At 68.1% G+C, this 23,942-nt stretch carries 22 protein-coding genes; 15 read left to right on the forward strand and 7 right to left on the reverse strand.

What is annotated here, in order from left to right:
* Positions 1-143: 143 nt before the first annotated feature.
* Both P8R59_RS18945 and P8R59_RS18950 read right to left on the reverse strand, forming a co-directional pair.
* Positions 144-1,010 carry a hypothetical protein gene (locus tag P8R59_RS18945; RefSeq protein WP_278102272.1) on the reverse strand — a complete coding sequence of 289 codons (867 nt, stop codon included), beginning with the start codon at positions 1,008-1,010 and terminating at the stop codon, positions 144-146.
* 25 nt (positions 1,011-1,035) lie between these two features.
* Entirely contained in the window at positions 1,036-1,926 is an 891-nt protein-coding gene (locus P8R59_RS18950; RefSeq protein ID WP_278102273.1) for a hypothetical protein, read from the reverse strand.
* 169 nt (positions 1,927-2,095) lie between these two features.
* Here P8R59_RS18950 and P8R59_RS18955 point away from each other — a divergent pair, with 169 nt between their 5' ends.
* The 7 genes from P8R59_RS18955 to P8R59_RS18985 all read left to right on the forward strand — a co-directional run bounded on the left by P8R59_RS18955 (position 2,096) and on the right by P8R59_RS18985 (position 10,597).
* A complete protein-coding gene (locus P8R59_RS18955; protein WP_100345629.1) occupies positions 2,096-3,643 on the forward strand; it encodes a serine/threonine-protein kinase in 1,548 nt (515 codons plus the stop codon).
* 263 nt (positions 3,644-3,906) lie between these two features.
* Positions 3,907-5,691, forward strand: a complete 1,785-nt coding sequence (locus P8R59_RS18960; protein ID WP_100345630.1) for a DEAD/DEAH box helicase — start codon at positions 3,907-3,909, stop codon at positions 5,689-5,691.
* Positions 5,684-5,911 carry a hypothetical protein gene (locus tag P8R59_RS18965; RefSeq protein ID WP_100345631.1) on the forward strand — a complete coding sequence of 76 codons (228 nt, stop codon included), beginning with the start codon at positions 5,684-5,686 and terminating at the stop codon, positions 5,909-5,911. Before P8R59_RS18960 ends, P8R59_RS18965 begins: the two co-directional genes overlap by 8 nt.
* Complete coding sequence (locus P8R59_RS18970; protein ID WP_150447115.1) at positions 5,908-6,414, forward strand: hypothetical protein; 507 nt, start codon at positions 5,908-5,910, stop codon at positions 6,412-6,414. The genes P8R59_RS18965 and P8R59_RS18970 overlap by 4 nt, the downstream gene beginning before the upstream one ends.
* 6 nt (positions 6,415-6,420) lie before the next feature.
* Positions 6,421-7,749: a hypothetical protein gene (locus P8R59_RS18975; RefSeq protein ID WP_100345633.1), complete on the forward strand. Its 1,329-nt coding sequence runs from the start codon at positions 6,421-6,423 to the stop codon at positions 7,747-7,749.
* A 4-nt stretch (positions 7,750-7,753) separates the two neighbouring features.
* Positions 7,754-9,202: a recombinase family protein gene (locus P8R59_RS18980; RefSeq protein ID WP_157802982.1), complete on the forward strand. Its 1,449-nt coding sequence runs from the start codon at positions 7,754-7,756 to the stop codon at positions 9,200-9,202.
* Between the two features lie 141 nt (positions 9,203-9,343).
* Entirely contained in the window at positions 9,344-10,597 is a 1,254-nt protein-coding gene (locus P8R59_RS18985; RefSeq protein WP_245861771.1) for a recombinase family protein, read from the forward strand.
* Here the strand turns inward: P8R59_RS18985 and P8R59_RS18990 are convergent.
* The 3 genes from P8R59_RS18990 to P8R59_RS19000 form a co-directional block, all read right to left on the reverse strand.
* Positions 10,586-11,749 carry a helix-turn-helix domain-containing protein gene (locus tag P8R59_RS18990; RefSeq protein WP_100345636.1) on the reverse strand — a complete coding sequence of 388 codons (1,164 nt, stop codon included), beginning with the start codon at positions 11,747-11,749 and terminating at the stop codon, positions 10,586-10,588. The genes P8R59_RS18985 and P8R59_RS18990 overlap by 12 nt on opposite strands.
* Positions 11,736-12,461: a hypothetical protein gene (locus tag P8R59_RS18995; protein WP_100345637.1), complete on the reverse strand. Its 726-nt coding sequence runs from the start codon at positions 12,459-12,461 to the stop codon at positions 11,736-11,738. Before P8R59_RS18995 ends, P8R59_RS18990 begins: the two co-directional genes overlap by 14 nt.
* 109 nt (positions 12,462-12,570) lie before the next feature.
* The gene (locus P8R59_RS19000) at positions 12,571-13,101 is read right to left on the reverse strand and encodes an ATPase, T2SS/T4P/T4SS family (RefSeq protein WP_278102274.1); all 531 of its coding nucleotides are present in this window, start codon (positions 13,099-13,101) and stop codon (positions 12,571-12,573) included.
* A 405-nt stretch (positions 13,102-13,506) separates the two neighbouring features.
* On the opposite strand from P8R59_RS19000, the gene acs reads away from it, so the two are divergent.
* From acs to P8R59_RS19040, 8 genes are all read left to right on the forward strand, one after another.
* The gene (gene acs, locus P8R59_RS19005) at positions 13,507-15,474 is read left to right on the forward strand and encodes an acetate--CoA ligase (RefSeq protein ID WP_278102275.1); all 1,968 of its coding nucleotides are present in this window, start codon (positions 13,507-13,509) and stop codon (positions 15,472-15,474) included.
* Between the two features lie 155 nt (positions 15,475-15,629).
* Complete coding sequence (locus P8R59_RS19010; RefSeq protein WP_278102276.1) at positions 15,630-16,292, forward strand: GntR family transcriptional regulator; 663 nt, start codon at positions 15,630-15,632, stop codon at positions 16,290-16,292.
* Positions 16,289-17,815 (forward strand): MmgE/PrpD family protein, encoded by a 1,527-nt coding sequence (locus P8R59_RS19015; protein ID WP_278102277.1) that lies wholly within the window; start codon positions 16,289-16,291, stop codon positions 17,813-17,815. Before P8R59_RS19010 ends, P8R59_RS19015 begins: the two co-directional genes overlap by 4 nt.
* Complete coding sequence (prpB, locus tag P8R59_RS19020; RefSeq protein WP_278102278.1) at positions 17,815-18,732, forward strand: methylisocitrate lyase; 918 nt, start codon at positions 17,815-17,817, stop codon at positions 18,730-18,732. Before P8R59_RS19015 ends, prpB begins: the two co-directional genes overlap by 1 nt.
* 2 nt (positions 18,733-18,734) lie before the next feature.
* Complete coding sequence (locus P8R59_RS19025) at positions 18,735-19,910, forward strand: bifunctional 2-methylcitrate synthase/citrate synthase (RefSeq protein ID WP_278102279.1); 1,176 nt, start codon at positions 18,735-18,737, stop codon at positions 19,908-19,910.
* Positions 19,911-20,005: 95 nt separating this feature from the next.
* Entirely contained in the window at positions 20,006-20,782 is a 777-nt protein-coding gene (locus P8R59_RS19030; protein WP_278102280.1) for an electron transfer flavoprotein subunit beta/FixA family protein, read from the forward strand.
* A gap of 10 nt (positions 20,783-20,792) precedes the next feature.
* Entirely contained in the window at positions 20,793-21,761 is a 969-nt protein-coding gene (locus tag P8R59_RS19035; RefSeq protein ID WP_278102281.1) for an electron transfer flavoprotein subunit alpha/FixB family protein, read from the forward strand.
* Between the two features lie 365 nt (positions 21,762-22,126).
* Positions 22,127-23,173, forward strand: coding sequence for a cytochrome b/b6 domain-containing protein (locus tag P8R59_RS19040; protein ID WP_278102282.1), 1,047 nt, complete (start codon positions 22,127-22,129; stop codon positions 23,171-23,173).
* Between the two features lie 6 nt (positions 23,174-23,179).
* Here P8R59_RS19040 and P8R59_RS19045 read toward each other — a convergent pair whose 3' ends face one another.
* Positions 23,180-23,647, reverse strand: a complete 468-nt coding sequence (locus P8R59_RS19045) for a RidA family protein (RefSeq protein ID WP_077052145.1) — start codon at positions 23,645-23,647, stop codon at positions 23,180-23,182.
* Entirely contained in the window at positions 23,644-23,862 is a 219-nt protein-coding gene (locus P8R59_RS19050) for a hypothetical protein (RefSeq protein ID WP_026095616.1), read from the reverse strand. Before P8R59_RS19050 ends, P8R59_RS19045 begins: the two co-directional genes overlap by 4 nt.
* Positions 23,863-23,942: the final 80 nt, after the last annotated feature.

Here is a 23,942-nt window from a genome sequence, read left to right on the forward strand (position 1 = left end):
CTGTTGCTCAGAGCGCCCGCAACTACCTGGGTCAGAGATTCCATGTGGTATTCGCTGCAATACCCCCTACATTTTCTCCGCTTAAGTAGCCTCTGATCGGGACTTACCCGCTCCTAGAGATGGCCGGAGAATCGCCTGGATTCTCAGCCATCCCTGTAATGGAGCTGCCGGAGCGGGAGCTTGGGAAGGCTGGTTCCGAACCTCGCCCAGAGGCCACTGCAGACGTGTAGTCCCTCTGTGACGTCGCGGTCCTCGTACCGATACATGAGCCAAAGATGAACGTCCACAAGGGGCGGATTCAGTTGCGGGGGCATCAGGTCGCGCGGATTGGGCGGGGGCGAGTAACGGCTGAACGCTGCCGTCAGGTTCCCGGGCGGACCGAATGGGTACATCACGAGGTGCTTATTCGGGTACCCGTCCAGCTTTTCACCTATGGCTCGCACTCCCCCTCGCTGCTCCTTATCGACGATGTGCAATGACTGTCGAATCAACGCCCATGGATCATCGGGCAACGGTGCATGCGTAACAGACCACCTGATCTGATGAGGCTCCGTGTGCGGATGCTGGCAGCGCTGAGCACACATCACTTGGACACCGTCGTCGTAGACCGCGAGTCCGAGGATCGGGACAGGATCTACCCCCGGGAGCAACAGTCGCTCGTCGCGAGATGACCAGTGATATTCGCAGCCGGCTTCGACAGTCCACCGAAGGACATCCGCCCTGATCTTGCTGCGCACGTCTCTAGTTGCGCCTCCCAAGATCATGTACGGGATCATCACCCACACGCAGTGCGGCAGTGTCGGCTCCGCCGTCGGAGCGAGGCGTTGTTCTGCTTCGCGAATGGCAGACGGTGTGGTCGTGATCACTTCCGCGACGTGTTTCCCGTCCTCGGATAGCAGGTCGGGCATGTTCGACTTGGAGCCGTCGTCATACAGTCGAAACTCCACACCGAGCTCATCCGACAGCATCAGCCTCGCGTGTTCTTCTTCCCTTCTGGACACCAGCCTCACGCCTTCCTCGCACACACAGCGATCGTCAGGGCGTGCGCCAGATGGGGACGCCCGCGGCTCGCAGCGCCTCGGGCAGACGGTCGTGCACGTCGCGCATTGCCGACGAGAGTGCTTCATAGCCGGCGTGCGTCTCGGTCACCACCTCTTCGAGCACGGGCGGTACGTAGTCCGAGAACGTCGACACGCTCAGGGTCAGCGTTCCCGCGGCCTGGTCGGTCGCCCACGGGTTTACAGACGGCACCCCGCCTTCGATGCTCTGGGGTCGCAGGCGGTGATATCCCGCGTCTCGCCGGGCTGCCAGCGCAGCCCAAGCTGCGCTTTTCACGAGATCGTCCAGCGGCTCGACGAGATCCGCCAGCGCGACCTTTCCCGTCTGCCGGGCAGCCGCCAGGATGTACTTCACTGTCTCCGGATTGAGGGAGAGGTTTGCGAGTCGTCCGGAATCGAACGGCGCCGGGAGGCCGGTCCAGCTAAGCTTCACGTCGAGACCCGCAGCTTTGCTGTGGATGCGGACGACGCGAGCCACCACGTTCACTACGGCATGGCCGGCACTCACAGCCCACAGCCCGGATGCTTCGGCGACTGCACGGCCGGCGATATTGCGATGGTTTGCGGTCGCGGGCTCTGTAGCGGTATCGCGCCAAACCTCAGCATCACGGAGCGCAGCGAACGCGAGTCCAAGCTGCTCACCGGCGGCGGCCGCACGGCCCAACAGATCCGCGAAGTAGCCGTGAGGCAGTCCCTTGCTCACGCCGTGTATTTCTGCCCACTCGTACTGAGCACCCAGCATCTGCCAGTCGTGCGAGACCATCGCTCGTATCCGGTCAGCGTCGGTGAACGGCTTGCCCACGTCGCCGGGCAACAGCGTCCCCACGACCGCGGCCACCACTGGGCCTTTCGACTCCGGCTCACTCATAGAAAACATCGTGACGCGACCGACTCCCCCACCACAACCGATGCCGAGGCCCATGTCGCGTTCGCTGTCATCCCACCGTCGGGGATACATAATAGTTGAGACACGTCAAACCATTTCCGTGGTATACTTGTTCTATGGACAACAATTTCGAGGGCTGCGGGAGCGGCTCATGAGGCTCGGCGGGCTGAGCGAAGTGGCGGAAGAACTGGGAGTGACGCCCCAGCGGATCGCTGCGCTGCGACAGCGACCCGACTTCCCGGATGCGGTCGGGGAGATCGCTCAGGGCCCGATCTGGGATCTGGACGTGGTCAAGGCCTGGAACGGATCCGGCCTGCGTCAGAGGAAGGCCGGACGCCCGAAGTCCGACCTCACCGTCAGGACCCTGGGCGGGCGGTTCATCCTCGAACTTCCGGCAATCGGAAGCGGCGGATTCGCCGACGTCTTCCGCGCGACCGACCGGAAGACCGGGAACCTCGTTGCGGTCAAGGTCCTGCGGGACACGGCAACCGTGGACCCGGAGGCGATCAGCCGCTTCAAGCGAGAACTGCGGCTGCTGGAAGGGCTTACCCATCCCAACGTGATCTCCGTGATCGCGCAGGGCGAGACAGACGAGCAGGACGTCTGGTACGCGATGCCGTTGGCGCAGGGCAGCCTGGCGGACTTCATCGAGAAGGTCGACGGCAACCCGCCACTGATCGTGGACATCATGCGCCAGATCTGCGCCGGACTCACATACATCCACAGCAACGGCGTCTACCACCGTGATCTGAAGCCGGCGAACGTGCTCCGTCTCGAGAGCGGCGAATGGGCCGTCTCCGACTTCGGGCTGGCGGTCGAGGCCGAGCGGGGCACCACGCCTCTGACATCGACGCTCCGGGCAGGCATGGGCTCCTGGGTGTACGCAGCCCCCGAGCAGTGGGCGCGAGCGCGCAGCGCCGATCACCGCTCGGACGTCTACAGTCTCGGCAAGATCCTGCAGGAACTCGTGACCCAGGAGTACCCGGTGAATACCGAGATGGCAGCAGGGCCCCTGCGACCCGTCGTCGAGCGCGCCACCGCGAACAACCCTGCCAGCCGGTACGGTTCTGTCGCCGAGTTCCTCGAGGCGCTCGAGCGTTCGCTCGGCACTCACCAGGAGTACGAGACCTGGGAATCGCGCGAACAGACCGCTGAACGACTCCGCGACCGGATGCTGAGCCCGTCGACGACACCGGCCGATCTGATCGAGATGCTCGAGTGGGCCACGCTTCTCGACGAATCCGACGAGGATGACATGAAGGCGCTCAGCCGCGTCCTGCCGTGGTGCACCTCGTCGTCCATCGAGTTCCTGTGGAACCGGGACCGTGGCGCGTTCCGTCGTCTGTTCGAGCGGTTCACCGACTACGTCAAGCGCACAGGCTTCTCGTTCGAGTACTGCGACGTGCTCGCGAACTTCATGCGCCGCGCCGTCGATGTCACCGGCGACTCCAGCATCCTGCGCATGGCGGTCGCCGCCCTTGCCATCCTCGGCCCGGACCACAACCGCTGGCACGTGCGGGACGTGCTGGTCTCAGTCCTGCAGGACGTCAAGTCGGAAGAGATGTCGATGGCCGCCATCGAGGGGTTGCGATCGGTAAGCCGCAACCAGGTCGCCTGGTCGATCACCGACTTCACCGTTCGCACGCTGCCGCCGGCGATCCGGATCGGCATTGCGGACTGGATAAGCGAGGCCAGTTGATGACCCCTCGCACGACCTCAAGGAAGGGGGTGACAGACATGCCCAAGGGAAGACCGGCCGCGTCACGCGGCCACGCGCGCAGCGCCGTCTCGGGACGCTTCGTGAAGCTCAGCTACGCGAAGCGCAACCCGAGAACGACGGTAGTCCACAAGAAGAAGAGCTGAGCGGCTGAGACTTCGCGTGAACCAAGCGGGGCCGCCTTGGAGGGCGGTCCCGCTCCCAGCATAAACAACAACCCATCAGCATCATGTTCGGAGCAGTAAGTGAAGACCGACCAGTACGTCGTCGTGCAGCCCACGGTTGCCGGCAATCCCGAGCTGCGCGAGCCGCAGATCCTCGCCTATGAGGCGATCGAGAACCACGACTTTCAAGCTGCCGACGCCCGCGAGGTGTCGGTCGTCCTGCCAGTGGGGTGCGGCAAGTCCGGACTCCTCGCCCTCGCGCCCTTCGCCGCGAGGTCGAGGCGCACCCTGCTCGTCGCGCCGAACCTGAAGATCGCCGACCAGTTGCTTGGCGACCTCACACCGAGCAACCCGAAGTATTTCTACACGAAGCGGAAGGTCCTCGACCGCGAGCCGTTCCCTGAGCCCGCGGAGATCCGCGGCGCCTCGAGCAACGTCGGCGACCTCGAGGAAGCCGACATCGTCGTCACGAACATCCAGCAGCTGCAGCGCGAGAACAACAAGTGGCTCGCGAAGCTCCCCAGCGACTTCTTCGACCTGATCCTCTTCGACGAGGGCCACCACAACGTCGCCGAGAGCTGGGACGTGCTGCGACGCAAGTTCCCCGATGCGCGAATCCTGAACGTGAGCGCGACCCCGGCTCGAGCAGACGGAAAAGTGATGACCGGCGAGGTCATCTACAGCTACCCGATCTCCAAGGCCGTCGAGAAGGGGTACGTCAAGCGCATCAACGGATACCGGCTGAACCCGACGACGCTGCACTACGTTCGCCACGAGGGAGACGCCGAGGTCGAGGTCTCTCTGGATGAGGTGCGCCGTCTCGGCGAGGAGGATGCCGGCTTCCGACGCAGCATCGTCAGTTCCGAGGCCACCCTCACCACGATCGCCGAAGCATCCATCCGCAAGCTCCAGGAGATGCGAGAGGCCACCGGACAGCCCCGCCTGAAGATCATCGCCTCCGCTCTCAACATGGAGCACTGTAAGCAGGTCGTCGCGAAGTACCGCGAACTGGGGATGCGTGCCGACTTCGTCCATAGCCAGCTCGCGGAGAAGGCGAACGAGCGCATCCACGAAAAGCTCGACAACCACGAGCTCGACGTCATCGTGCAAGTGCGGAAGCTCGGCGAAGGCTTCGATCACCCGTACCTCAGCGTCGCCGCGGTGTTCAGCATCTTCAGCAACCTTGGCCCGTTCATGCAGTTCGTCGGCCGCATCATGCGCACCATCCCCGGCGTGGATCCCTTTGACCCCGTCAACGACGGAGTAGTGGTCTTCCATGTCGGAGGCAACATCACCGGGGTCTGGACAGACTTCCAGCAGTTCGCCGAAGCCGACCAGGCGTTCTTCGCCAACCTGATCGACGAAGACCTCATCGAACCCACCCCGACCCGCGAACCCGGCCCCGGAGGCAACGGCGGAGGCGGCAGCCTTCCGGTGATCACCGCTCAAGACGATGTCCTGCTCGAGAGCCTCACCCTGCTCACCGCCGACCCCAAGGTCGCAGCGGCGCTCGCAGTCCTGAAAGACGCCGGCATCAGCACGGGTGAGCAGTTCGACCGCCTGCAGCGGATCACCCCCACCAAGCAGGCGTCCCGCAAGGCGAAGCGGGCGCTTCTCGACGAGCTCGTGAAGACCGCCGTCGGCAAGCTCCTCGCCAAGCACAGCCTCAAGCACGCCGGCCGCGACTTCGATAAGACCCGTGAGAACTTCAAGGTCGTGAAGTCCGCGATCGACCTCCGGATCAAGAAGACGGTCCCCAGCGGCGCAACCACCCGCAGCGAGTACTCCGCCGCAGACCTGGACCATCTCATCAACGAACTGCCGAAGATCGTCGACAGCGTGGAAGAGGAGTTGCGTCATGGGTAGCCAACGATCCCTGCTCAAATCGCTCACTGCGGGTGTCGCGGGCAAAAAGCACTACTGCAAAGGGAACAAGCGCCACGTCCTCCTCAAGGGCGACCGCATCTTGGTGATCAAGATCGAGCGCGATAGCTTTCACTATTGCCTCGACTGCGGGCTCAAGTTCATCGCCACGGCCCGGAAAGACCTTGCCGCGCTTGAGACCGACCTGCTGGCGACACCATGACATTCGGCCCGCACCCGACAGCCTGGACCTTTGCTCTCGACAAACGATCCACGCACTCGTCGATCGTTGTGACCGGCAATGAGTCTGGCCCGATCTTCATGACCCCTGAGACGGTGTCAGTACACGCCCAGACCTTCCCTCGCACGACGAGTACCCCCGCGAATGTAGCCGCGCTCCTTCAACTGTCCGTCGACCTGCTCGAAACGAGTGTTATCCACTACGAGTTCGCGGCCCTCGCGATGGAGAAGAGTTTGCAGGCTGTCGAGGCCGCTCTTCGTCACCGTTTCACCGCGGGCAAGAACACCACATATAGCCAACTGATTGCACGTTTCCAACGAGAGACTGACCCTGAGTCCGATGTGGTTGAGACGCTGACGTTTGCCCGAGAGTTGAGGAACATGGCTGCGCACCCGATGACTGCCCCGGCCTTTCCGATCGTCGTCACCGTTTCCTCCGTTCGCCGCTCCCACGACCTCGTGGCTGAGATCTTTCCTGAGCTCTGAGGTGCCATGAACGTCGTCCTTTATCGCGTCGCGGACGGCGCCGAGCTGGATGCGTTCCACCGACGGGCTCAGTTATCGGAACGCATGACCGTCGCCCTGCGTCGGGATGAAGTTCCTGGTGCCGGCAGCGTGCGGCTATGCATCGTGCTCGCTGACTCCGATGCGATGGAGTACTCCGACGGGGGCGCCGCCCCGTCCCCTGGGGTGTACATCGTCGGTGCCGGCGTTATGCGACCCGCGGGTCGCGCCACTACCGTGCAGACACGGTATGCATTCGATCCGCTGATCATGTTCGACTTCTTGCTCGATGTCGAGGAATTGCGCGCAGAGATCGATCTCACGACAGACCAGAAGCGCGTCTTCGAGGAGGGGCTCGACGGTCGACTCCTGTCGCCGAAAACCTCGCAGCTGGTTTGGGACGGACTTCTTCGAATCGCGGAGCCCACCCGCGCGAGGCTGAGGTTCTTGTCTGATTCCGTTCGTCCCTTCACGCCCCCAAGCGCTGCAGAAGGGCGCATACTTCTCCAGGAACGCGACGCTGTGATGGTCGCCACGGAGATTTTCGGAGGCAGCACCAATCTTCGAGGGGGCCTGCGATACATGTCGCGGGAGACCTCCTCGGCCCCCTTTCTCGCCCGGCTTGCGGATGCTCATCAGCTTGAAGACCAAGTGATCGATAAGGACGCCCGGAACTTCCTGGACTGGGTTGGCCTCGAGACAGAGCACGCAGCGGCGATGACCTTTCATAGCGGGCAGCGGACGCTGACTGTAGTGAACGCAAACAAAGGTCCGATCGAAAAGGCAACCGGCGCCGATCTCATCTACTACAACCACTCGAACGAATCGTTCGTGCTCGTCCAGTACAAGATGATGGAGCACCGCACCGCCGAGTGGGTCTACTACCCCGACCAACAATTCGAACTCGAGCGCCAGCGGCTCGTTGCAGTGGAGTCGATCCATCAGCAGGCCGCATTCGACTCGTCGAACCACTTGAACTACCGGCTGGGCGCACCCGTCACCTACTTCAAGTTCTGCCGCCGAAATGCGGCATTCGACGTAAACGATCTCAAGCTGATGCCAGGCAGCTACGTGCCCACCGACTATGTCCAATCGCTCATGGCGTCCATGCACGGCGAAAGAGGCGCCGCCCGCATCGTAGAAGGACCACTCAAGGCGAGATCTCTGGGCAACACATCCTTCGCTGCGCTGGTCAGCACGGGACTTATCGGGACACGCGGAACGGCAACCGAGGACCTTGTATCCGTCGTCCAAAACGCTCTCGACGCTGGCCGCAGTATCGTCATCGGGGTGGAGACCGGGGCACCGGACTCATGATCACGTGAACGACTTGAACCTGGACAGGGCCGAACGGGCCGCTGCGGCGGTGTATCTACGGATCTCGCAGGATCGCGCCGGGGTGCGTGCCGGGGTGCTGCGCCAGCAGGAGGACTGCCTGGCCTTGGCGGCGCGGTTAGGTTTCGATGATCCGCCGGTATTCATCGACAACGACGTCTCGGCGTTCGACGGGGGCCGGCGCCCCGGCTATGACGCCCTCATCGCGCAGGTGGAGGGCGGTGTCACCCACATCGTGGTGTGGCATGTCGATCGCCTCTACCGGCAGCCGCGCGAGCTGGAGGGCCTCATCGACCTGGTCGAGCACCATCCGGTGCGGATCGAGTCGGTGCAGGGCGGCGGGTTCGATCTGAACACGAGCGAGGGCCGGCTGATGGCCAGGCAGCTCGTCGCGATCGCCGCCTACGAGTCCGGGCACAAGTCCGACCGGGTCAAGCGCGCGAACCAGCGACTGGCGGAGCAGGGCCGCTGGCACGGGCCGGCCCGCTACGGCTACGGGCCGGGCGGGGTGCTCATCGCGGAGCAGGCCGCGGTGATCCGGCAGATGGCCGACCGCTTCCTCGCCGGCGAGTCGATCCGATCGATCACCGCCTGGCTGAACCGCTCACAGATCCCTCCGCTGCGCGCCGGGAGCGACACGTCGGGGCTGTGGCACCCGTACACGGTGCGCAGCGTGCTGGCCTCTGCGCGCATCTCCGGGCAGCGCGCGTACTCCCCCGGCACCCGCGCGGATCCCGCCGGCGGGCGGGAAATCCTCGGTCCTGGTGATTGGGAGCGGATCATCACCCCGGAAGAGACGGCGCGGATTCGTGCGATCCTCGCCGACCCGGCCCGGCGGCGCACCACGACGGCGCGGCCGAGCCTGTTGGGCGGGATCGCACGGTGCGGTAAGTGCGGTGCAGGCCTGACAATCGCCGGCCACACATCCGCCCCCGGCGCGAACCCAACCCTCCGATACGTCTGCCAGAAGGACCCTTCCCATCCGGAACGGGGCGGTCTGAGCATCAGCGCCCCATTGCTTGACGACGAGGTCACCAGGGGCATCCTCCACCGGCTCGGGCGGCCCCGGCCTGCCTCCGACACCTCGCCGATCAGTGCCCTGGTGGAACAGATCGTGGAGACCAACCAGCGGATCGCACTGCTTGAGCAGGACAGCGCCGCGGGGCTCATCACCCCAAGGGAACGTATGTCCGGGCAACGGGCAGCCGAGGAGGCGCTGCAGGCGGCGCACCGGCAGCTCGCCGCGGCCGGCGCCGTCGGGCTGCTAACGGTGCCGATCGGCGATCCTGCCGGGCTGGAATCCTGGTGGCGGCGCCTGAACGTGGCCGATCGACGCGCGGTGATCACGACGCTGATCCGCAAGCTCACCATCGCCCCCGGCCGCCCGGGTCGCGGCTTCGACCCTGCCCGAATCCGCATCACCTACGCGTCCTGACCTCGCGCCGCTGCGCACCCTCATGCCCCACAGCGGAGTGGCGACCAGGAGTGCGCGGCGGCGCCGGAGCCTGCCATCCAGCCCGACACCGCCCTGATCTACCTACGAATCTCCGCCAACCGCACCAGCGAGCACGCGTCCATACAGCAACAGCGCGACGATTGCACCGCCCTCGCCGCCCGCCTCGGCTACATCCGCACCGTCGAGTTCGTCGACGAAGCGGTCTCCGCCTACGGAGAACGAACCCGCCCCGGCTACCAGCAACTGCTGCAGCGGATCGCGGTTGCGCCGGCGACGGTGGTCGTGTGGCATCTGGATCGGCTCTACCGACGCCCGAACGAGCTCGAGCAGCTCCTCGATCTGCTCGACACCAGCCAAGTGCGGATCGAGGCGGTCCAGGGCGGCTCGTTCGACCTGAACCGACACGAAGGGCGACTGTTCGCGCGGCAGCTCGTCGCGTTCGCGAACTACGAGTCCGCCCACCGGGGAGCTCGCGTCGCCCGAGCCCAGCAGCAACGTGCCGGACGCGGGCTGCTACACGGCGGAAGCCACTACGGTTACCAGCACAACGGCGCGCTCGAGCCGTTCCAGGCCGGGATCGTGCGGCAAATCGTCGACGACTACCTCATCGGGCTCTCCCCCACCGCGATCGCCCACGAACTGACCCGAGACGGTGTGCCCGCCCCACGAGGCGGAAAGTGGAATGGGACAACCGTCAGCGAGATCCTCACCAGCGACCGACTCCACCACCGGCGCTTTCATCGCCCGACCGCGAACCTCATCGTTGCCATCTGGGACCAGCTCATCTCCGACGATGAATCGACGCTCGTCCAGCTAGGACTACTCCTCCCGCCGCGCGATGCAAGCCGCTCCTCAACCACCCTCCTGGGCGGCATCCTGCGCTGCCGAGGGTGCGGTCGGCGGCTGGTTGCTGGGGTGACCCGATTCGGGCGACGGATCTACAGCTGCCGCACTGCGCTCGCCCGATGTCCCGGCCCAACTCTTGATGCCTGCCAGATGGATGAGCAGATCACCATCGCGGCCGTGGAGCAGTTCAGCCACGCGTGGCGCCCTCATGTGCCACCCCCGGAAGAGCTGCTGCAGACTATACGAACTGCCCGCGAGGACCTCGCTTCGTTCGCCATCAGCTTCGGCGCCGGTCGCCTCGACCACAACGGCTACCTGACCATGCGTGATCCGCTCGACCGGGTGTTGACCGTCGGCGGGATCGGCTTCGCCGCGCACCGCCAAGCCCGGGTTCTCCGTCTCGCGACCGCCGAGTTTCACCACCGTTGGGCGACGTCGCTGCCCTTCCGGAGAGCGGTCATTTGCGCCCTACTCCCCGACCTCGACGGCACTAGTCCGCTCGAGCCGCGCGCTGATCTATCCGGGTGAAGGATCGGTGACAAGCTTCAACGTCGGCCGGGGATCGTCGACACCCAGGACTTCGCGCACCCGTGCCGGGTGCCAGCGCAGCTCGCGGGCGAGGTCGATCTGGGCGAAGCCGATTTGATCGGCAAGCCGGGCAGCCTCGGCCAACATCGATGGCATCTCACCCGGGTACGCGTTCACCGGCTCGGAGGCATCCAGTGAGGAGCTGCGCAGCTGGTTCAGCTTCTGATAGCCCCGACGGATCGAGGCGTCGGAGACCGTACCGGTCTCCTTCATCCGCAGCAGCAGCGAATCCACCGACACACCCCAATGTCGCGAGAGCTCATCGAGCCGGGAAAGATTCACCGTCCGCGGCAGCAAGTTCACGATCTGGGAACGTGGCGTCAGAAACTCAGCAGCGAACTGATCGGCTTCACGCTCCTGTTGCTGATCGCCCGGCACAGCCTCGCCATGCAACAGCAGGTGCCCCAACTCGTGGGCAACCGTGAACCGATAGACGAACACCGACTTCGCACGCTCGGGCGTCACCACGATGACCGGGCGAGCCAACCGAGACGTCGAAAACGCACCCACCCGGGCCACATCGGCATTCGCCAGCGTCAGCAGGCTCACGACGATCCCATGCGACTCCGTCAAAGCCACCAGATGCTTGACCGGCTTCACGCCCAGGCCCCAATGCTGGCGAAGCGCCCGCGCCGCGGAAACGGGATCTGCTTGCTGTCGATCCACCGCGGGCAAGTCGACCTCGGGGAACCGAACCTTCTTCTCCAGCGCGAACGTCAGCTCCCAGACCTGCTCAATGAACGCGATCGCCTTGGACCGATCCCGTGCAGTGGTCGAGCGCAGGCTACGGAAATGCGCCTCGGAACCGTCGACACGGCCGATCGGCCGACCCGTCGCGAAGTAGTCCACGGGAACATCGAGCTCACGCGCGAGCACCGGCAGCAAGTCACGACGCGGCGTAACCACCCGCGACTCGTACTGACCGATCGCCGCAGGCGTGACCCCGACAAGCTCGGCCAGTCTCGCCTTCGACAGGCCGGCTGCGAAACGTGCCTGTGTCAGACGGGCCGGATCGAACGCATCAGCGACGGCATCAAGATCGGGACGGTCGGCTGATCCGAGGAGCGAGAACAGGGTGTCACGGTCGTCCATCAGCCTCTCCGTCCACCTCGTCGCCCTTCACCCCCAGATCCGGGCGCGGGATCGGCCCGTCGGAGAACGACTCGTCCGTCAGGTCCACATCCACCAGCGAGCCCGTGCCCACCTCAAGCAGCGACTCCATCGATGCAAAGGTGAGATACCCGTCCCCACCCAAGGTCGCCTCGCCCCAGTTGACGCTGTAGAGCGCGAACGGGTTGCTCGCGTACGGCACGACGACCACGCGGGAATGCGTCGACAGCGCCTCCTCTAGCGCCTTGCTCTCGGTGTCGAGTAGCTCCCGTTCTTCCTCGGTCAACTCGGGGTGCTCGAACTCGATGTCCAGCTGCTGGGACGACTCACGCTCCTCACCGAAGAGGGAGACCCGCGTGTCCGACACGGCGAACGGGCGCGACCCGATGTCCGTGGACCGCTCCCGTGCGAACCGCCACGGGAACAGGATCACCCCGTTGAACGAGACCAGCTTGTAGCCCCGACGCGGAACGATCTCGGCCGAGGGCAGGCGGCCGAGCACAGTGACGAACTCGTCCAGGCACTTCCGCCAGATCTGCCCGTACACGCCGGTGTGCTTCATCTCGGCTTCCGCCTGCGCATTCGCCATCTTCTCGTGGCAGTCACGGATGATGGACGAGATCTGCTCTCGCACCAGCACACCGTCGGCTCCCAGCGTTCGCAGCGCCCACGCGCGCCCCTCGTCGATCGTCACAATAGGCTCCCTTCATCCGGATGCCCAAAATCTACCACATTGCTTTAGTTTTCGACGCCAAACGCTCAAATGGGGCTGTCGCGGGTCGCCGACGCGGTGTCTAGTGGAGTCAGAGATGCCATGTGGTATTGCCCGCCCCGGTCGCTCCCGCGATGAGGACGTTCGAGCGTTCATCCACCATCGCCTCGAGCTGCGCGCGGACACCCGGCGGGAACATCCCCGTCGCATCCAGCGCCTCGAGGTCGGGGGCGTCCCACCGCGGAACCCGGATCGAGATCGCCGTCCCGCGCACGGCCACCGGCGCGAGGACCGCGTGCACCCTCACTCCCCGTTCGAGCCGGACGTCGACGCAGGGAGAGGCATCGTCGAGATGACGACCCCCGAGCGCGATCAACCGCACGGCGAGCCGGCGCACCTCGGATTCGCTCGCCCGCCACGACGGCACGCGTTCGGCTCCGCGCCCCCGGTCGATGAAGAGGCCGTCCTCGCCGTTCACGAACACGTCGCTGACGGCGGGGTCGTCGAGGAACGGACGGAGGAAGGCCAGTCCCGGGTCGGCCCAGGCCGACGGCATCCCGGCGAGCGGGGAATGCGGCGGGGTGGCGGATTCCGGAACGGGGAACAGGAGCGGGGAGATCACACCGACGACGGTAGGAAGACCGCGCGTCCCGGCGCGGTGCCGATGGACTCATCCGTGGAGAGGTCCGCGACTTCGCGGCCTGGGGAGGAACCGACGGCCCGTCGAAACGGGCCCGGAAAAAAGAGGGGGCGGCATCCCGTCAATGGGGGGCGAGGGATGCCGCCACGCGCCGGGGAAAAATTGGGGGGCTCCCCCCGACGCGCTGCCGGAAGCGATGTTCGGGCAGGGACAAGACTAACCGTCTCGCGCCCCGGAAGGAACCGAATGGCTCGAAAAGCGAGTGATATATCAGCTGGGCCGTTTTCGTCGGATGCCAACTATCGGAGGTAACCGCCCTTCGCGGCGGAGGGATAGCGTGACCGTGGCGCGAGGACGCGCCGTGCCTCGACCGCGAAGGAGCGCCAGATGAGCAGCCAGATCGATCATCTCCTCAACGAGACCCGCCGTTTCGCCCCCTCGGCGGAGTTCGCCGCGAACGCCGTGGGCGACGCGAGTCTGTACGAGCGCGCCGCCGCCGACCGCGAGGGGTTCTGGGCGGATCAGGCGCGCGAGCTCCACTGGCACACCCCGTTCACGACCGTGCTCGACTGGTCGAACCCGCCGTTCGCCGAGTGGTTCGCCGACGGCGAGCTGAACGTCGCGTACAACTGCCTCGACCGTCACGTCGAGGCCGGCAACGGCGACCGCATCGCGCTGCGGTGGGAGGGCGAGCCCGGCGACCGGCGCGACGTCACCTACGCCGAACTCACCGACGAGGTCAAGCGCCTCTCGAACGTCCTCATCGACCTGGGGATCGAGCGCGGCGACCGCGTGGCGATCTACCTGCCGATGATCCCGGAGGCCATCGCCTCCATGCTCGCGGTCGCCCGCATCGGCGCCGTGCACTCGGTCGTCTTCGGCGGATTCTCGGCCGACAGCCTCCGCTCCCGCATCGACGACGCCGGAGCCAAGCTCGTCATCACCGCCGACGGCGGCTGGCGCAAGGGCAAGGTCTCGCCCCTCAAGCCCGCGGTCGACCAAGCCCTCGCCGACCGTAACGGATCCGGCATCCAGGAGACCGTGGAGCACGTGCTGGTCGTCCGGCGCGGGAAGAACGACGTCGAGTGGACGGACGACCGCGACATCTGGTGGCACGACGTCGTGCCGCAGGCCTCCGGCGAGCACGAGGCCGAGGCATTTCCCGCCGAGAACCCGCTGTTCATCCTCTACACCTCCGGCACCACGGGGAAGCCGAAGGGCATCCTGCACACGTCCGGCGGCTACCTCACCCAGGCGGCGTTCACGAATCGGGTCGTCCACGACGTGCACCCCGAGACCGACGTCTACTGGTGCACCGCCGACATCGGTTGGATCACCGGCCACACCTACGTCGCCTACGGCCCGCTCGCCAACGGCGCGACGCAGCTCCTCTTCGAGGGCACCCCCGACACCCCGCACCCGGGCCGCTGGTGGGAGCTCATCCAGAACCACGGCGTCACCGTCTTCTACACCGCGCCCACCGCGATCCGGTCGTTCATGAAGATCGGCCGCGACGTACCGCAGAGCTTCGACCTGTCGTCGCTGCGGCTGCTCGGCTCGGTCGGCGAACCCATCAACCCCGAGGCGTGGATCTGGTACCGCGACATCATCGGCGCCGACCGCGCGCCGATCGTCGACACGTGGTGGCAGACCGAGACCGGCGCGATCATGATCTCCGCCCTCCCCGGGGTCACCGAGACCAAGCCCGGCTCGGCGCAGGTGCCGCTCCCCGGCATCTCGATCGACGTCGTCGACGACGCCGGCGCGCCCGTCGGCCACGGCAACGGCGGCCTGCTCGTCATCACCGAGCCCTGGCCGTCGATGCTGCGGGGCATCTGGGGCGACCCCGACCGCTTCGTCGAGACGTACTGGCAGAAGTTCGCCGACAAGGGCTACTACTTCGCCGGCGACGGCGCGCGCCTCGACGACGACGGCGATGTGTGGCTGCTCGGCCGTGTCGACGACGTCATGAACGTCTCGGGCCACCGCCTCTCCACGGCCGAGATCGAATCGGCTCTCGTCGGACACGAGGGCGTCGCCGAGGCCGCGGTGGTCGGAGCGTCGGACGAGACCACCGGACAGGCCGTCGTCGCGTTCGTCATCATCAAGAGCCGCTACATGAAGAAGAACGGCGTCGACGGCCTCGGCGACGAGCTGCGTCGCTGGGTCGGAGAGCAGATCGGCCCGATCGCCCGCCCGCGCGACGTCTACATCGTCGGCGAACTGCCCAAGACCCGATCCGGCAAGATCATGCGGCGTCTCCTCCGCGACGTCGCCGAGGGCCGCGAGGTCGGCGACACCACGACGCTCGCCGACACGGCGGTCATGAGCGTCATCAGCGCCCAGGTGAAGTGACGCGGAAGGATCGTGGATGCCGGGCCCCTCGGCATCCACGATCCTTCTTTGCGCGATCACACGGTGTATACCAAGAACGCAAGTGACGGGCCCGGGCGCCCTCTTCGACTCGTTTTTGTATACACTGAGGGGAATCGACGCCGGGGAGGGATGCTATGCGCGCCAGCGACCGCGCCTACTCCGCGCTCCTCGAGGAGATCCAGACCGGCGTGCTCGCCCCCGGCACCGTCCTGGGCGAGGTCGAGCAGTCCGCCCGCCTCGGCGTCAGCCGCACCCCCCTCCGCGCGGCGCTCGCCCGGCTCACCGCAGACGGGCTCGTCGCCCAGACCTCTCCGCGCATCACCGTCGTCACCGCGGTCGACGGCGACGACATCCGCGCGCTGTTCGTCGTCCGGCGGGCGCTCGAAGAGGCCGCGGCACGGCTCGCGGCCGCCTCCCCCCGCGCCGCCGAGTTCGCGGCCCTGACGGCCGCCTTCGACGCCGCCCATCTCGACGGCGAGGCCGCACGCGACGACTATTACCGCCTCATCGCGGACTTCGACGCCGCGCTCGACGAGGCGGCGGCCAACGACTACCTCGCTTCGGCGCTGCGCTCCGTCCGCACCCACCTCGTCCGCGTGCGACGTCTCGCCCGCTACCAGCCCGAGCGGCTCGCCGCCTCGGTGTCGGAGCACCGGCTGATCGCCGCCGCGATCGCCGCGGGCGACGCCGACCTCGCGGCCCACGCCACCCACGTGCACCTGCACAACGCCCTCACCAGCATCCTCGAGTCCCTCGACGACGCCGCCCCCTCGCCCCATCGAAAGGCCCTCGCATGACGATCACCCACCACCTCCGCGTCCACCGCAGCGACGAGAACCTCGCGCGCGAGGGGCAGCTGGCGTGGGCCCTGGCGCGCATCGCCGTCGACCCGGTCGCGGTCGACGACGACGTCGTGGACATGATCATCAACCGCGTCATCGACAACGCCGCCGTCGCGGCCGCCTCGCTCACGCGGCGTCCGGTGAGCGCCGCGCGGCAGCAGGCGCTCGACCACGCCGTCTCGATCGGCGGGGTCGGCGGGACCGTGTTCGGCTGCGCCCTCGAGCGTCGCTCCAGCCCCGAGTGGGCCGCGTGGGCCAACGGCGTCGCGGTCCGCGAGCTCGACTACCACGACACCTTCCTCGCCGCCGACTACTCGCACCCGGGCGACAACATCCCGCCCGTGGTGGCGGTCGCCCAGCACACCGGCCGCGACGGCGCGGCGGTCGTCCGCGCCCTCGCGACGGCCTACGAGGTGCAGATCGACCTCGTGCGCGCCATCTCGCTGCACAAGCACAAGATCGACCACGTCGCCCACCTCGGCCCCTCCGCCGCCGCCGGCATCGGCACCCTGCTCGACCTCGACCAGGAGACGATCTACCAGGCGATCGGTCAGGCGCTCCACACCACCACTGCCACCCGCCAGTCGCGCAAGGGCGAGATCTCCACGTGGAAGGCGCACGCACCCGCCTTCGCCGGGAAGATGGCCGTCGAAGCCGTCGACCGCGCGATGCGCGGCGAGACCAGCCCCTCCCCCATCTACGAAGGCGAGGACGGCGTCGTCGCGTGGATGCTGGGCGGACCGGACGCCACCTACGACGTGCCGCTCCCCGCCGAGGGCGAGTCCAAGCGCGCCATCCTCGACTCGTACACGAAGGAGCACTCGGCCGAGTACCAGGCCCAGGCGTGGATCGACCTCGCCCGCCGCCTCGGAACCGAGCGTCCCGAGTTGCGCGACCCCGCGAACGTGGCATCCATCGTCCTGCACACGAGCCACCACACGCACTACGTGATCGGCTCGGGCTCGGGCGACCCGCAGAAGTACGATCCCACCGCCTCGCGCGAGACGCTCGACCACTCGATCCCGTACATCTTCACCGTCGCCCTGCAGGACGGCGCGTGGCACCACGTCGACTCGTACGCGCCCGAGCGCGCGGGCCGCTCCGACACCGTCGCCCTGTGGCACAAGATCACCACGGCCGAGGATGCCGAGTGGACGCGCCGCTACCACTCCGAGGATCCGAACGAGAAGGCGTTCGGCGGTCGTGTGGTCATCACGCTGACCGACGGGTCCGTGGTCGAGGACGAGATCGCCGTCGCCGATGCCCACCCGCTCGGCGCCCGCCCCTTCGCCCGCGAGGACTACGTGCGCAAGTTCCGCCTGCTCGCAGAGCCGGTGCTCACCGCCGACGAGATCGAGCGGTTCCTCGCCCTGGCCCAGCGCCTGCCCGAGCTCACCGCCGACGAGGTGCTGCAGCTCACGATCGTCGCGAAGCCGGGAGTCCTGGCCCTCGCGCCGGCGCCGAAGGGCTTGTTCTGATGCTGTACGCCCAGACCACCCCTCAGCAGAAGCGGCGCGCGCTGCGCGAGAAGCTGGCATCCGGGGAGCTTGTCCGGATGCCGGGCGCCTTCAACCCCCTCTCGGCGCGGCTGATCGAGCGCAAGGGGTTCGACGGCGTGTACATCTCAGGCGCGGTCATCTCGGCCGACCTGGGGCTGCCCGACATCGGGCTCACGACCCTCACCGAGGTCGCCGGCCGCGGACAGCAGATCGCGCGCATGACGGAGCTGCCCGCGATCATCGACGCCGACACCGGCTTCGGCGAGCCGATGAACGTCGCCCGCACGATCCAGACGCTGGAGGATGCGGGCCTCGCCGGCACCCACATCGAGGACCAGGTCAACCCGAAGCGCTGCGGCCACCTCGACGGCAAGAGTGTCGTGGATGCCGACACCGCGATCAAGCGCATCCGCGCGGCCGTCGACGCCCGACGCGACCCGGACTTCCTGATCATGGCCCGCACCGACGTCCGGGCCGTCGAGGGCCTCCCTGCCGCGATCGACCGCGCGAAGGCCCTGGTCGACGCCGGCGCCGACGCGGTGTTCCCCGAGGCGATGCGCGACCTCGGCGAGTTCGAGGCCATGCGCGCGGCGCTGGACGTGCCGATCCTGGCGAACATGACGGAGTTCGGGAAGTCCGAGCTCTTCTCCACCGCGCAGCTGCAGGGCGCCGGCGTGAACATGGTCATCTGGCCCGTGTCGCTCCTGCGCCTGGCGATGGGGGCCGCGGGCCGGGGCCTCGACGCCCTGGCATCCGAGGGTCACCTTCGCGACCAGCTCGGTGAGATGCAGCACCGCGCCGACCTCTACGACCTGATCGACTACGAGCACTACTCGCGCTTCGACGCGAACGTGTTCGACTTCACGGTCGCCGACAGCCGAGCCACGAAGGAGTGAGCATGAGCGACGCAGAGATCAAGAAGGGTCTGGCCGGGGTGACGGTGGACTACACCGCCGTCAGCAAGGTCAACCCCGAGACCAACAGCCTCCTCTACCGCGGATATCCGGTGCAGGAGCTCGCCGCGACGCAGTCGTTCGAGGCCGTCGCGCTTCTGCTGTGGAACGGCGACCTCCCCACCGCGGAGGAGCTGCGGGAGTTCGAGGAGTTCGAGCGTTCCCACCGCGACCTGGATGCTGCCGTCCGCACCACGATCGATCTGCTCCCGCTCGACGCCCACCCCATGGACGTCGCCCGCACGGCGGTGTCGGTGATCGGCGCGCTCGCCCCCGCGGCCGACGTGGCCGACAACTCCGTGGCCTCCGACCTCGCGAAGGCGAAACTGCTGTTCGCGAAGATCCCCGCGATCGTCGCGTACGACCAGCGTCGCCGCCGCGGCGAGGCGCTCGTCGAGCCCCGCGCCGATCTCGACTACGCGCGCAACTTTCTTTGGATGACCTTCGGCGAGGAGGCCGACGAGGTCGTCGCCCGCGCGTTCGCGGTGTCGATGGTGCTGTACGCCGAGCACTCGTTCAACGCCTCGACCTTCACGGCGCGCGTGATCACCTCGACCACGGCCGACCTGTACTCCGCGGTCGTCGGGGCGATCGGGGCGCTCAAGGGCGCCCTGCACGGCGGAGCCAACGAGGCCGTGATGCACATCCTCGACGAGATCGGCTCGGCCGAGAACGTGGGTCCGTGGTTGGACACCGCCCTCGCCGAGAAGCGCAAGATCATGGGCTTCGGCCACCGCGTGTACAAGAAGGGCGACTCGCGCGTCCCCACGATGAAGGCGGCGTTCGACACGCTCGTCGCGCACTACGGCGCCGACGACCTCGCCGCGCTGTACGACGCCCTCGAGACGGAGTTCGTCGGCCGCAAGGGCATCTACCCCAACCTCGACTACCCGTCGGGGCCCGCGTACCACCTGATCGGTTTCGACACCCCGACCTTCACGCCGCTGTTCGTCGCCGCGCGCGTGACGGGCTGGACGGCGCACATCATCGAGCAGGCGGCATCCAACGCCCTCATCCGCCCGCTCTCGGCCTACAACGGCGTCGACGAGCGGCACATCGACGGATACATCGCCAGCGACGCGGAGCGGGAGGCCGCCGAGCGCGACGAAGAAGCGCAGTGACTCCGCCGCCCCGACCCGGGGCGGTGAGGTCGGCCCCGCACCCGGGGCCATGACACGGATCCCGCGACGCGGCGGGATCGGACGAGGAGAGATCGATGAAGATCGTGGTCCTGGTGAAAGATGTGCCCGACACGTGGGGCGAGCGCAGACTCGACCTCGAAACGGGGCTCGCGCGGCGCGACGAGAGCGATCACGTCCTCGACGAGATCGACGAGCGCGCCCTCGAGGTCGCCCTGGCCTTCGCCGACGGGCATCCGGATGCCGAGGTCGTCGCCGTCTCGATGGCGCCCGAGGCCGCCACGGCCACGCTGCGCAAAGCGCTCGCGATGGGGGCCCACTCCGCGGTCCACGTCGTGGACGACGCCCTGCGCGGAGCGGACGTCGCGCTCACCGCCGAGGTGCTGGCGGCCACGCTGTCGCGCGTCGGCTTCGATCTCGTCGTCGCCGGGAACCTCTCCACCGATGGCGCGGGCGGGGTGCTCCCCGCCATGCTCGCCGAGCACCTGCGCGTGCCGCACGCCACGTCGCTCTCGGACGTCGAGATTGGGGATGCCACGGTGTCGGGCACCCGGACCACCGAGGCCGCCACCGCGCGGGTGTCCGCGCCGCTGCCTGCCGTGATCTCGATCACCGAGGCGCTGCCCGATGGCCGATTCCCCACGTTCAAAGGCATCCTGGCGGCGAAGAAGAAGCCGTTCGAGACGCTCTCGCTCGCCGACCTCGGGGTCGACGCGGATCCGGCGCGGGCGCCGTGGTCGATCCTCACGTCGGTCGCCGCGCGGCCCCCGCGCTCCGCCGGGACCACGCTCGTCGACGAGGGCGACGCCGGGGAACGGCTCGCGGCGTTCCTCCTCGAGAACCGGCTGGCGTGAGGAGGCGACGATGACCGACACGATCCTGGTCCTGCTCGAGACCGCCCCGGGCGGCGGGCTCGCGAAGACCGCCGCCGGCCTGCTCGGCGCGGCGCGCGGCATCGGCTCCGCCGTCGCGCTCATCGTCGCCGACGGCGACACCCGGGCGCTCGCGGACGACGCCCGCGCCGCGGGTGCCGAACGCGTCCTCGTCGCACCCGACGACCCCACGGCCCTGAGCGGCCCCGTCGTCGACGCCCTCGACGCGGCGTTCGCGCAGCTCTCCCCCGCCGCCGTGCTCCTCCCGCACACGGTCGACGGACGCGACGTCGCGGGACGCTTCGCCGCCCGTCGCCGTCTACCCCTCGCGATGGATGCCGTGGGCCTCGACCGCGACGACCTCGGCGTCCTCGCCCGGCACTCGGTCTTCGGCGGCGGATTCGACGTGACATCCGGCTCGACTCTCGGACCGCTCGTCGTGACCGTCCGCCCCGGGGCGATCGACGCGCGCGCGGAGGCGGTGCCGGACGCCCCCGTCGAGACGCTCGCCGTGACCCCTTCGGGCCTTCCCGCCGCCCGTGTCGAGCACGCTGAGCCGGTCGTCGCGACGTCGACCCGTCCCGAACTGCGGGGGGCCGCCGCCGTCGTGTCGGGCGGGCGCGGCCTCGGCTCGGTCGAGGGGTTCGCGCTCGTCGAGCAGCTCGCCGACGCACTGGGAGCCGCCGTGGGCGCGTCGCGCGCGGCGGTGGATGCCGGCTACGTCGCCGCCGCGGCCCAGGTCGGTCAGACCGGGGTCTCGGTGTCGCCGCGGCTGTACGTCGCGCTCGGGATCAGCGGCGCGATCCAGCACCGGGCGGGCATGCAGACGGCGCAGACGATCGTCGCGATCAACAAGGACCCCGAGGCGCCGATCTTCGCCATCGCCGACCTCGGCATCGTCGGCGACGTCTTCACCGTGGTGCCCCAGGCGATCGCCGCGCTGGAAGCGAAGCGCTCATGAACGGCGTCCTGCGCCGAGGGCTCCCTCGCGTGCCGGGCGGGGAGCCGTGGCCGCCGGCGGGCGACGGCGCCGATCCTTCCGGCGGAGTTCTCGCCCGATCCGCCGTCACGGACGGGGCCTCCGCGGAGAGTCGGCCGGGGAGTCCGCAGGAGGGCGCGCCGTCGCGGCCCCCGACGACGGATGAGGTCCTCCCCGTCACGCCCACCGTCGTCGCGCCCGCGTCCGCCGAGACTGCGGCCCCGGGCCTTCGGCGAGGGCTCCCCCGCGTGTCCGGCGGCGAGCCGTGGCCACCGGCCTCCGCGCCACCCGCCGTCGCTCCCGCGCGCCCCGCCGCCGCTTCCACGGCCGCGCCCGCGCCCGCGCCCGTGCCGAGCAGCACGGCCACGGCATCCACCGGTTCCGTGGCATCCGCTTCCCCACGCCCGCCGCTGCGAGGCCGACAGAGCGTCTTCCCGACGGCGTCGTCGGAGCGGTGGATCGCCCTGCGGGCCGAGCGCATCGGACGCGAGCGCACGCGCGACGTCGCGGCTCCCCGGCGAACCGGGATCGTTCTCGTGGCGGCCGTCGGTCTGGGGTTCGCCGCGGGGATGGTCGTGCTGCTGACCCGCTGGCTCCTGAGCACACCGGCAGGCGTCGCGTTCCTCACCGCCTATCCGGGCGAGTACCCGCTTCCCGCCGCCGCCCCCGTCGGCCTTCCCGCATGGCTCGGGTGGCAGCACTTCCTCAACGCGTTCTTCCTCGTGCTGATCGTGCGCTCGGGTCTCCAGGTGCGACACCAGAAGCGGCCGTCCGCATTCTGGTCACCGCGCCGCGATCCGAAACGGAAGATCAGCCTCACCCTGTGGTTCCATCAGGCGCTCGACGTGCTCTGGATCGCGAACGGCGTCCTGTTCCTCGTGCTGCTGTTCGCGACCGGGCAATGGATGCGGATCGTCCCGACGTCGTGGGAGGTGATCCCGAACGCCCTCAGCGCGGCCGCGCAGTACGCGTCGCTCGACTGGCCCACGGAGAACGGATGGCTGAACTACAACGCCCTGCAGCAGCTGGCGTACTTCACGATCGTCTTCGTCGCGGCCCCGCTCGCGATCGCCACCGGGGTCCGCATGTCGGGGGTCTGGCCGCGCAACGCGACCCGCCTCACCCGTGCCTATCCGGTCGAGTGGGCGCGCGCCGTCCACTACCCCGTCATGCTGTTCTTCGTCGCGTTCACCGTGGTGCACGTCGGACTCGTGCTCGCCACGGGTGCGCGCCGCAACCTGAACCACATGTACGCCGCGCAGGACGGTGACGGCTGGCTCGGAGTGGTGCTGTTCGCGGCGTCGATCGCGGTGATCGCCGCCGCGTGGCTCGCCGCGAGACCTGTGGTCCTCGCCCCGATCGCCCGCCTGTTCGGCAGCGTCGCGACGCGCTGACGGCGGTCAGGCGACGGTGAAGACGACCTCGACCTCGACCGGGCTGTCCAGCGGAAGCACCGGGACGCCGACCGCGGAGCGGGCGTGCGCACCGGCGTCGCCGAACACCTCGCCGAGGAACTCGCTCGCCCCGTTGATGACGCCCGGCTGACCGGTGAACTCGGGCACGGATGCCACGAAGCCCGTGATCTTCAGGACACCGGTGAGGTTGTCGACGCCGCCGACGAGCGACGCGGCCGCGGCGAGGGCGTTGAGCGCGCTCTGCCGCGCGTAGGTCTTGGCATCCGCGGGAGACACGAGTCCGTCGCCCTCGCCGACCTTGCCGGTCGCGGGGAGCGCGCCCTGCACCATCGGAAGCTGGCCGGAGGTGTACACGAGGTCGCCGTGACGCTTCGCCGGGATGTAGGCCGCGACGGGCGGGACGACACCGGGCACCTCGACACCGAGCGCCGCCAGGCGCTCCGAGACGCTCACTGCTGGCCCTCGAACTGGCGAGCGGCGGTGGCGGCGGCACCGAGGCCGGCGTTGGCCTCCCCGCCGCCCACGGGACGCTTGAAGTACGCCACGAGGCCGCCCTCGGGGCCGGTCACGACCTGGACGAGCTCCCACCCCTGCTTGCCCCAGTTATTGAGGATGGCGGCGGTGTTGTGGATCAGCAGCGGCGTGGTGAGGTATTCCCACGTGGTCATCGGGGCTCCCGGCGGGTCGGCTCGGCGGTCGAGCGAGAGGGTGGACGCGTACGCGCGCGAGCGCACGCCTTCAAGGCATC

It is taken from the genome of Microbacterium proteolyticum (assembly GCF_029639405.1).
Lineage (GTDB): Bacteria > Actinomycetota > Actinomycetes > Actinomycetales > Microbacteriaceae > Microbacterium.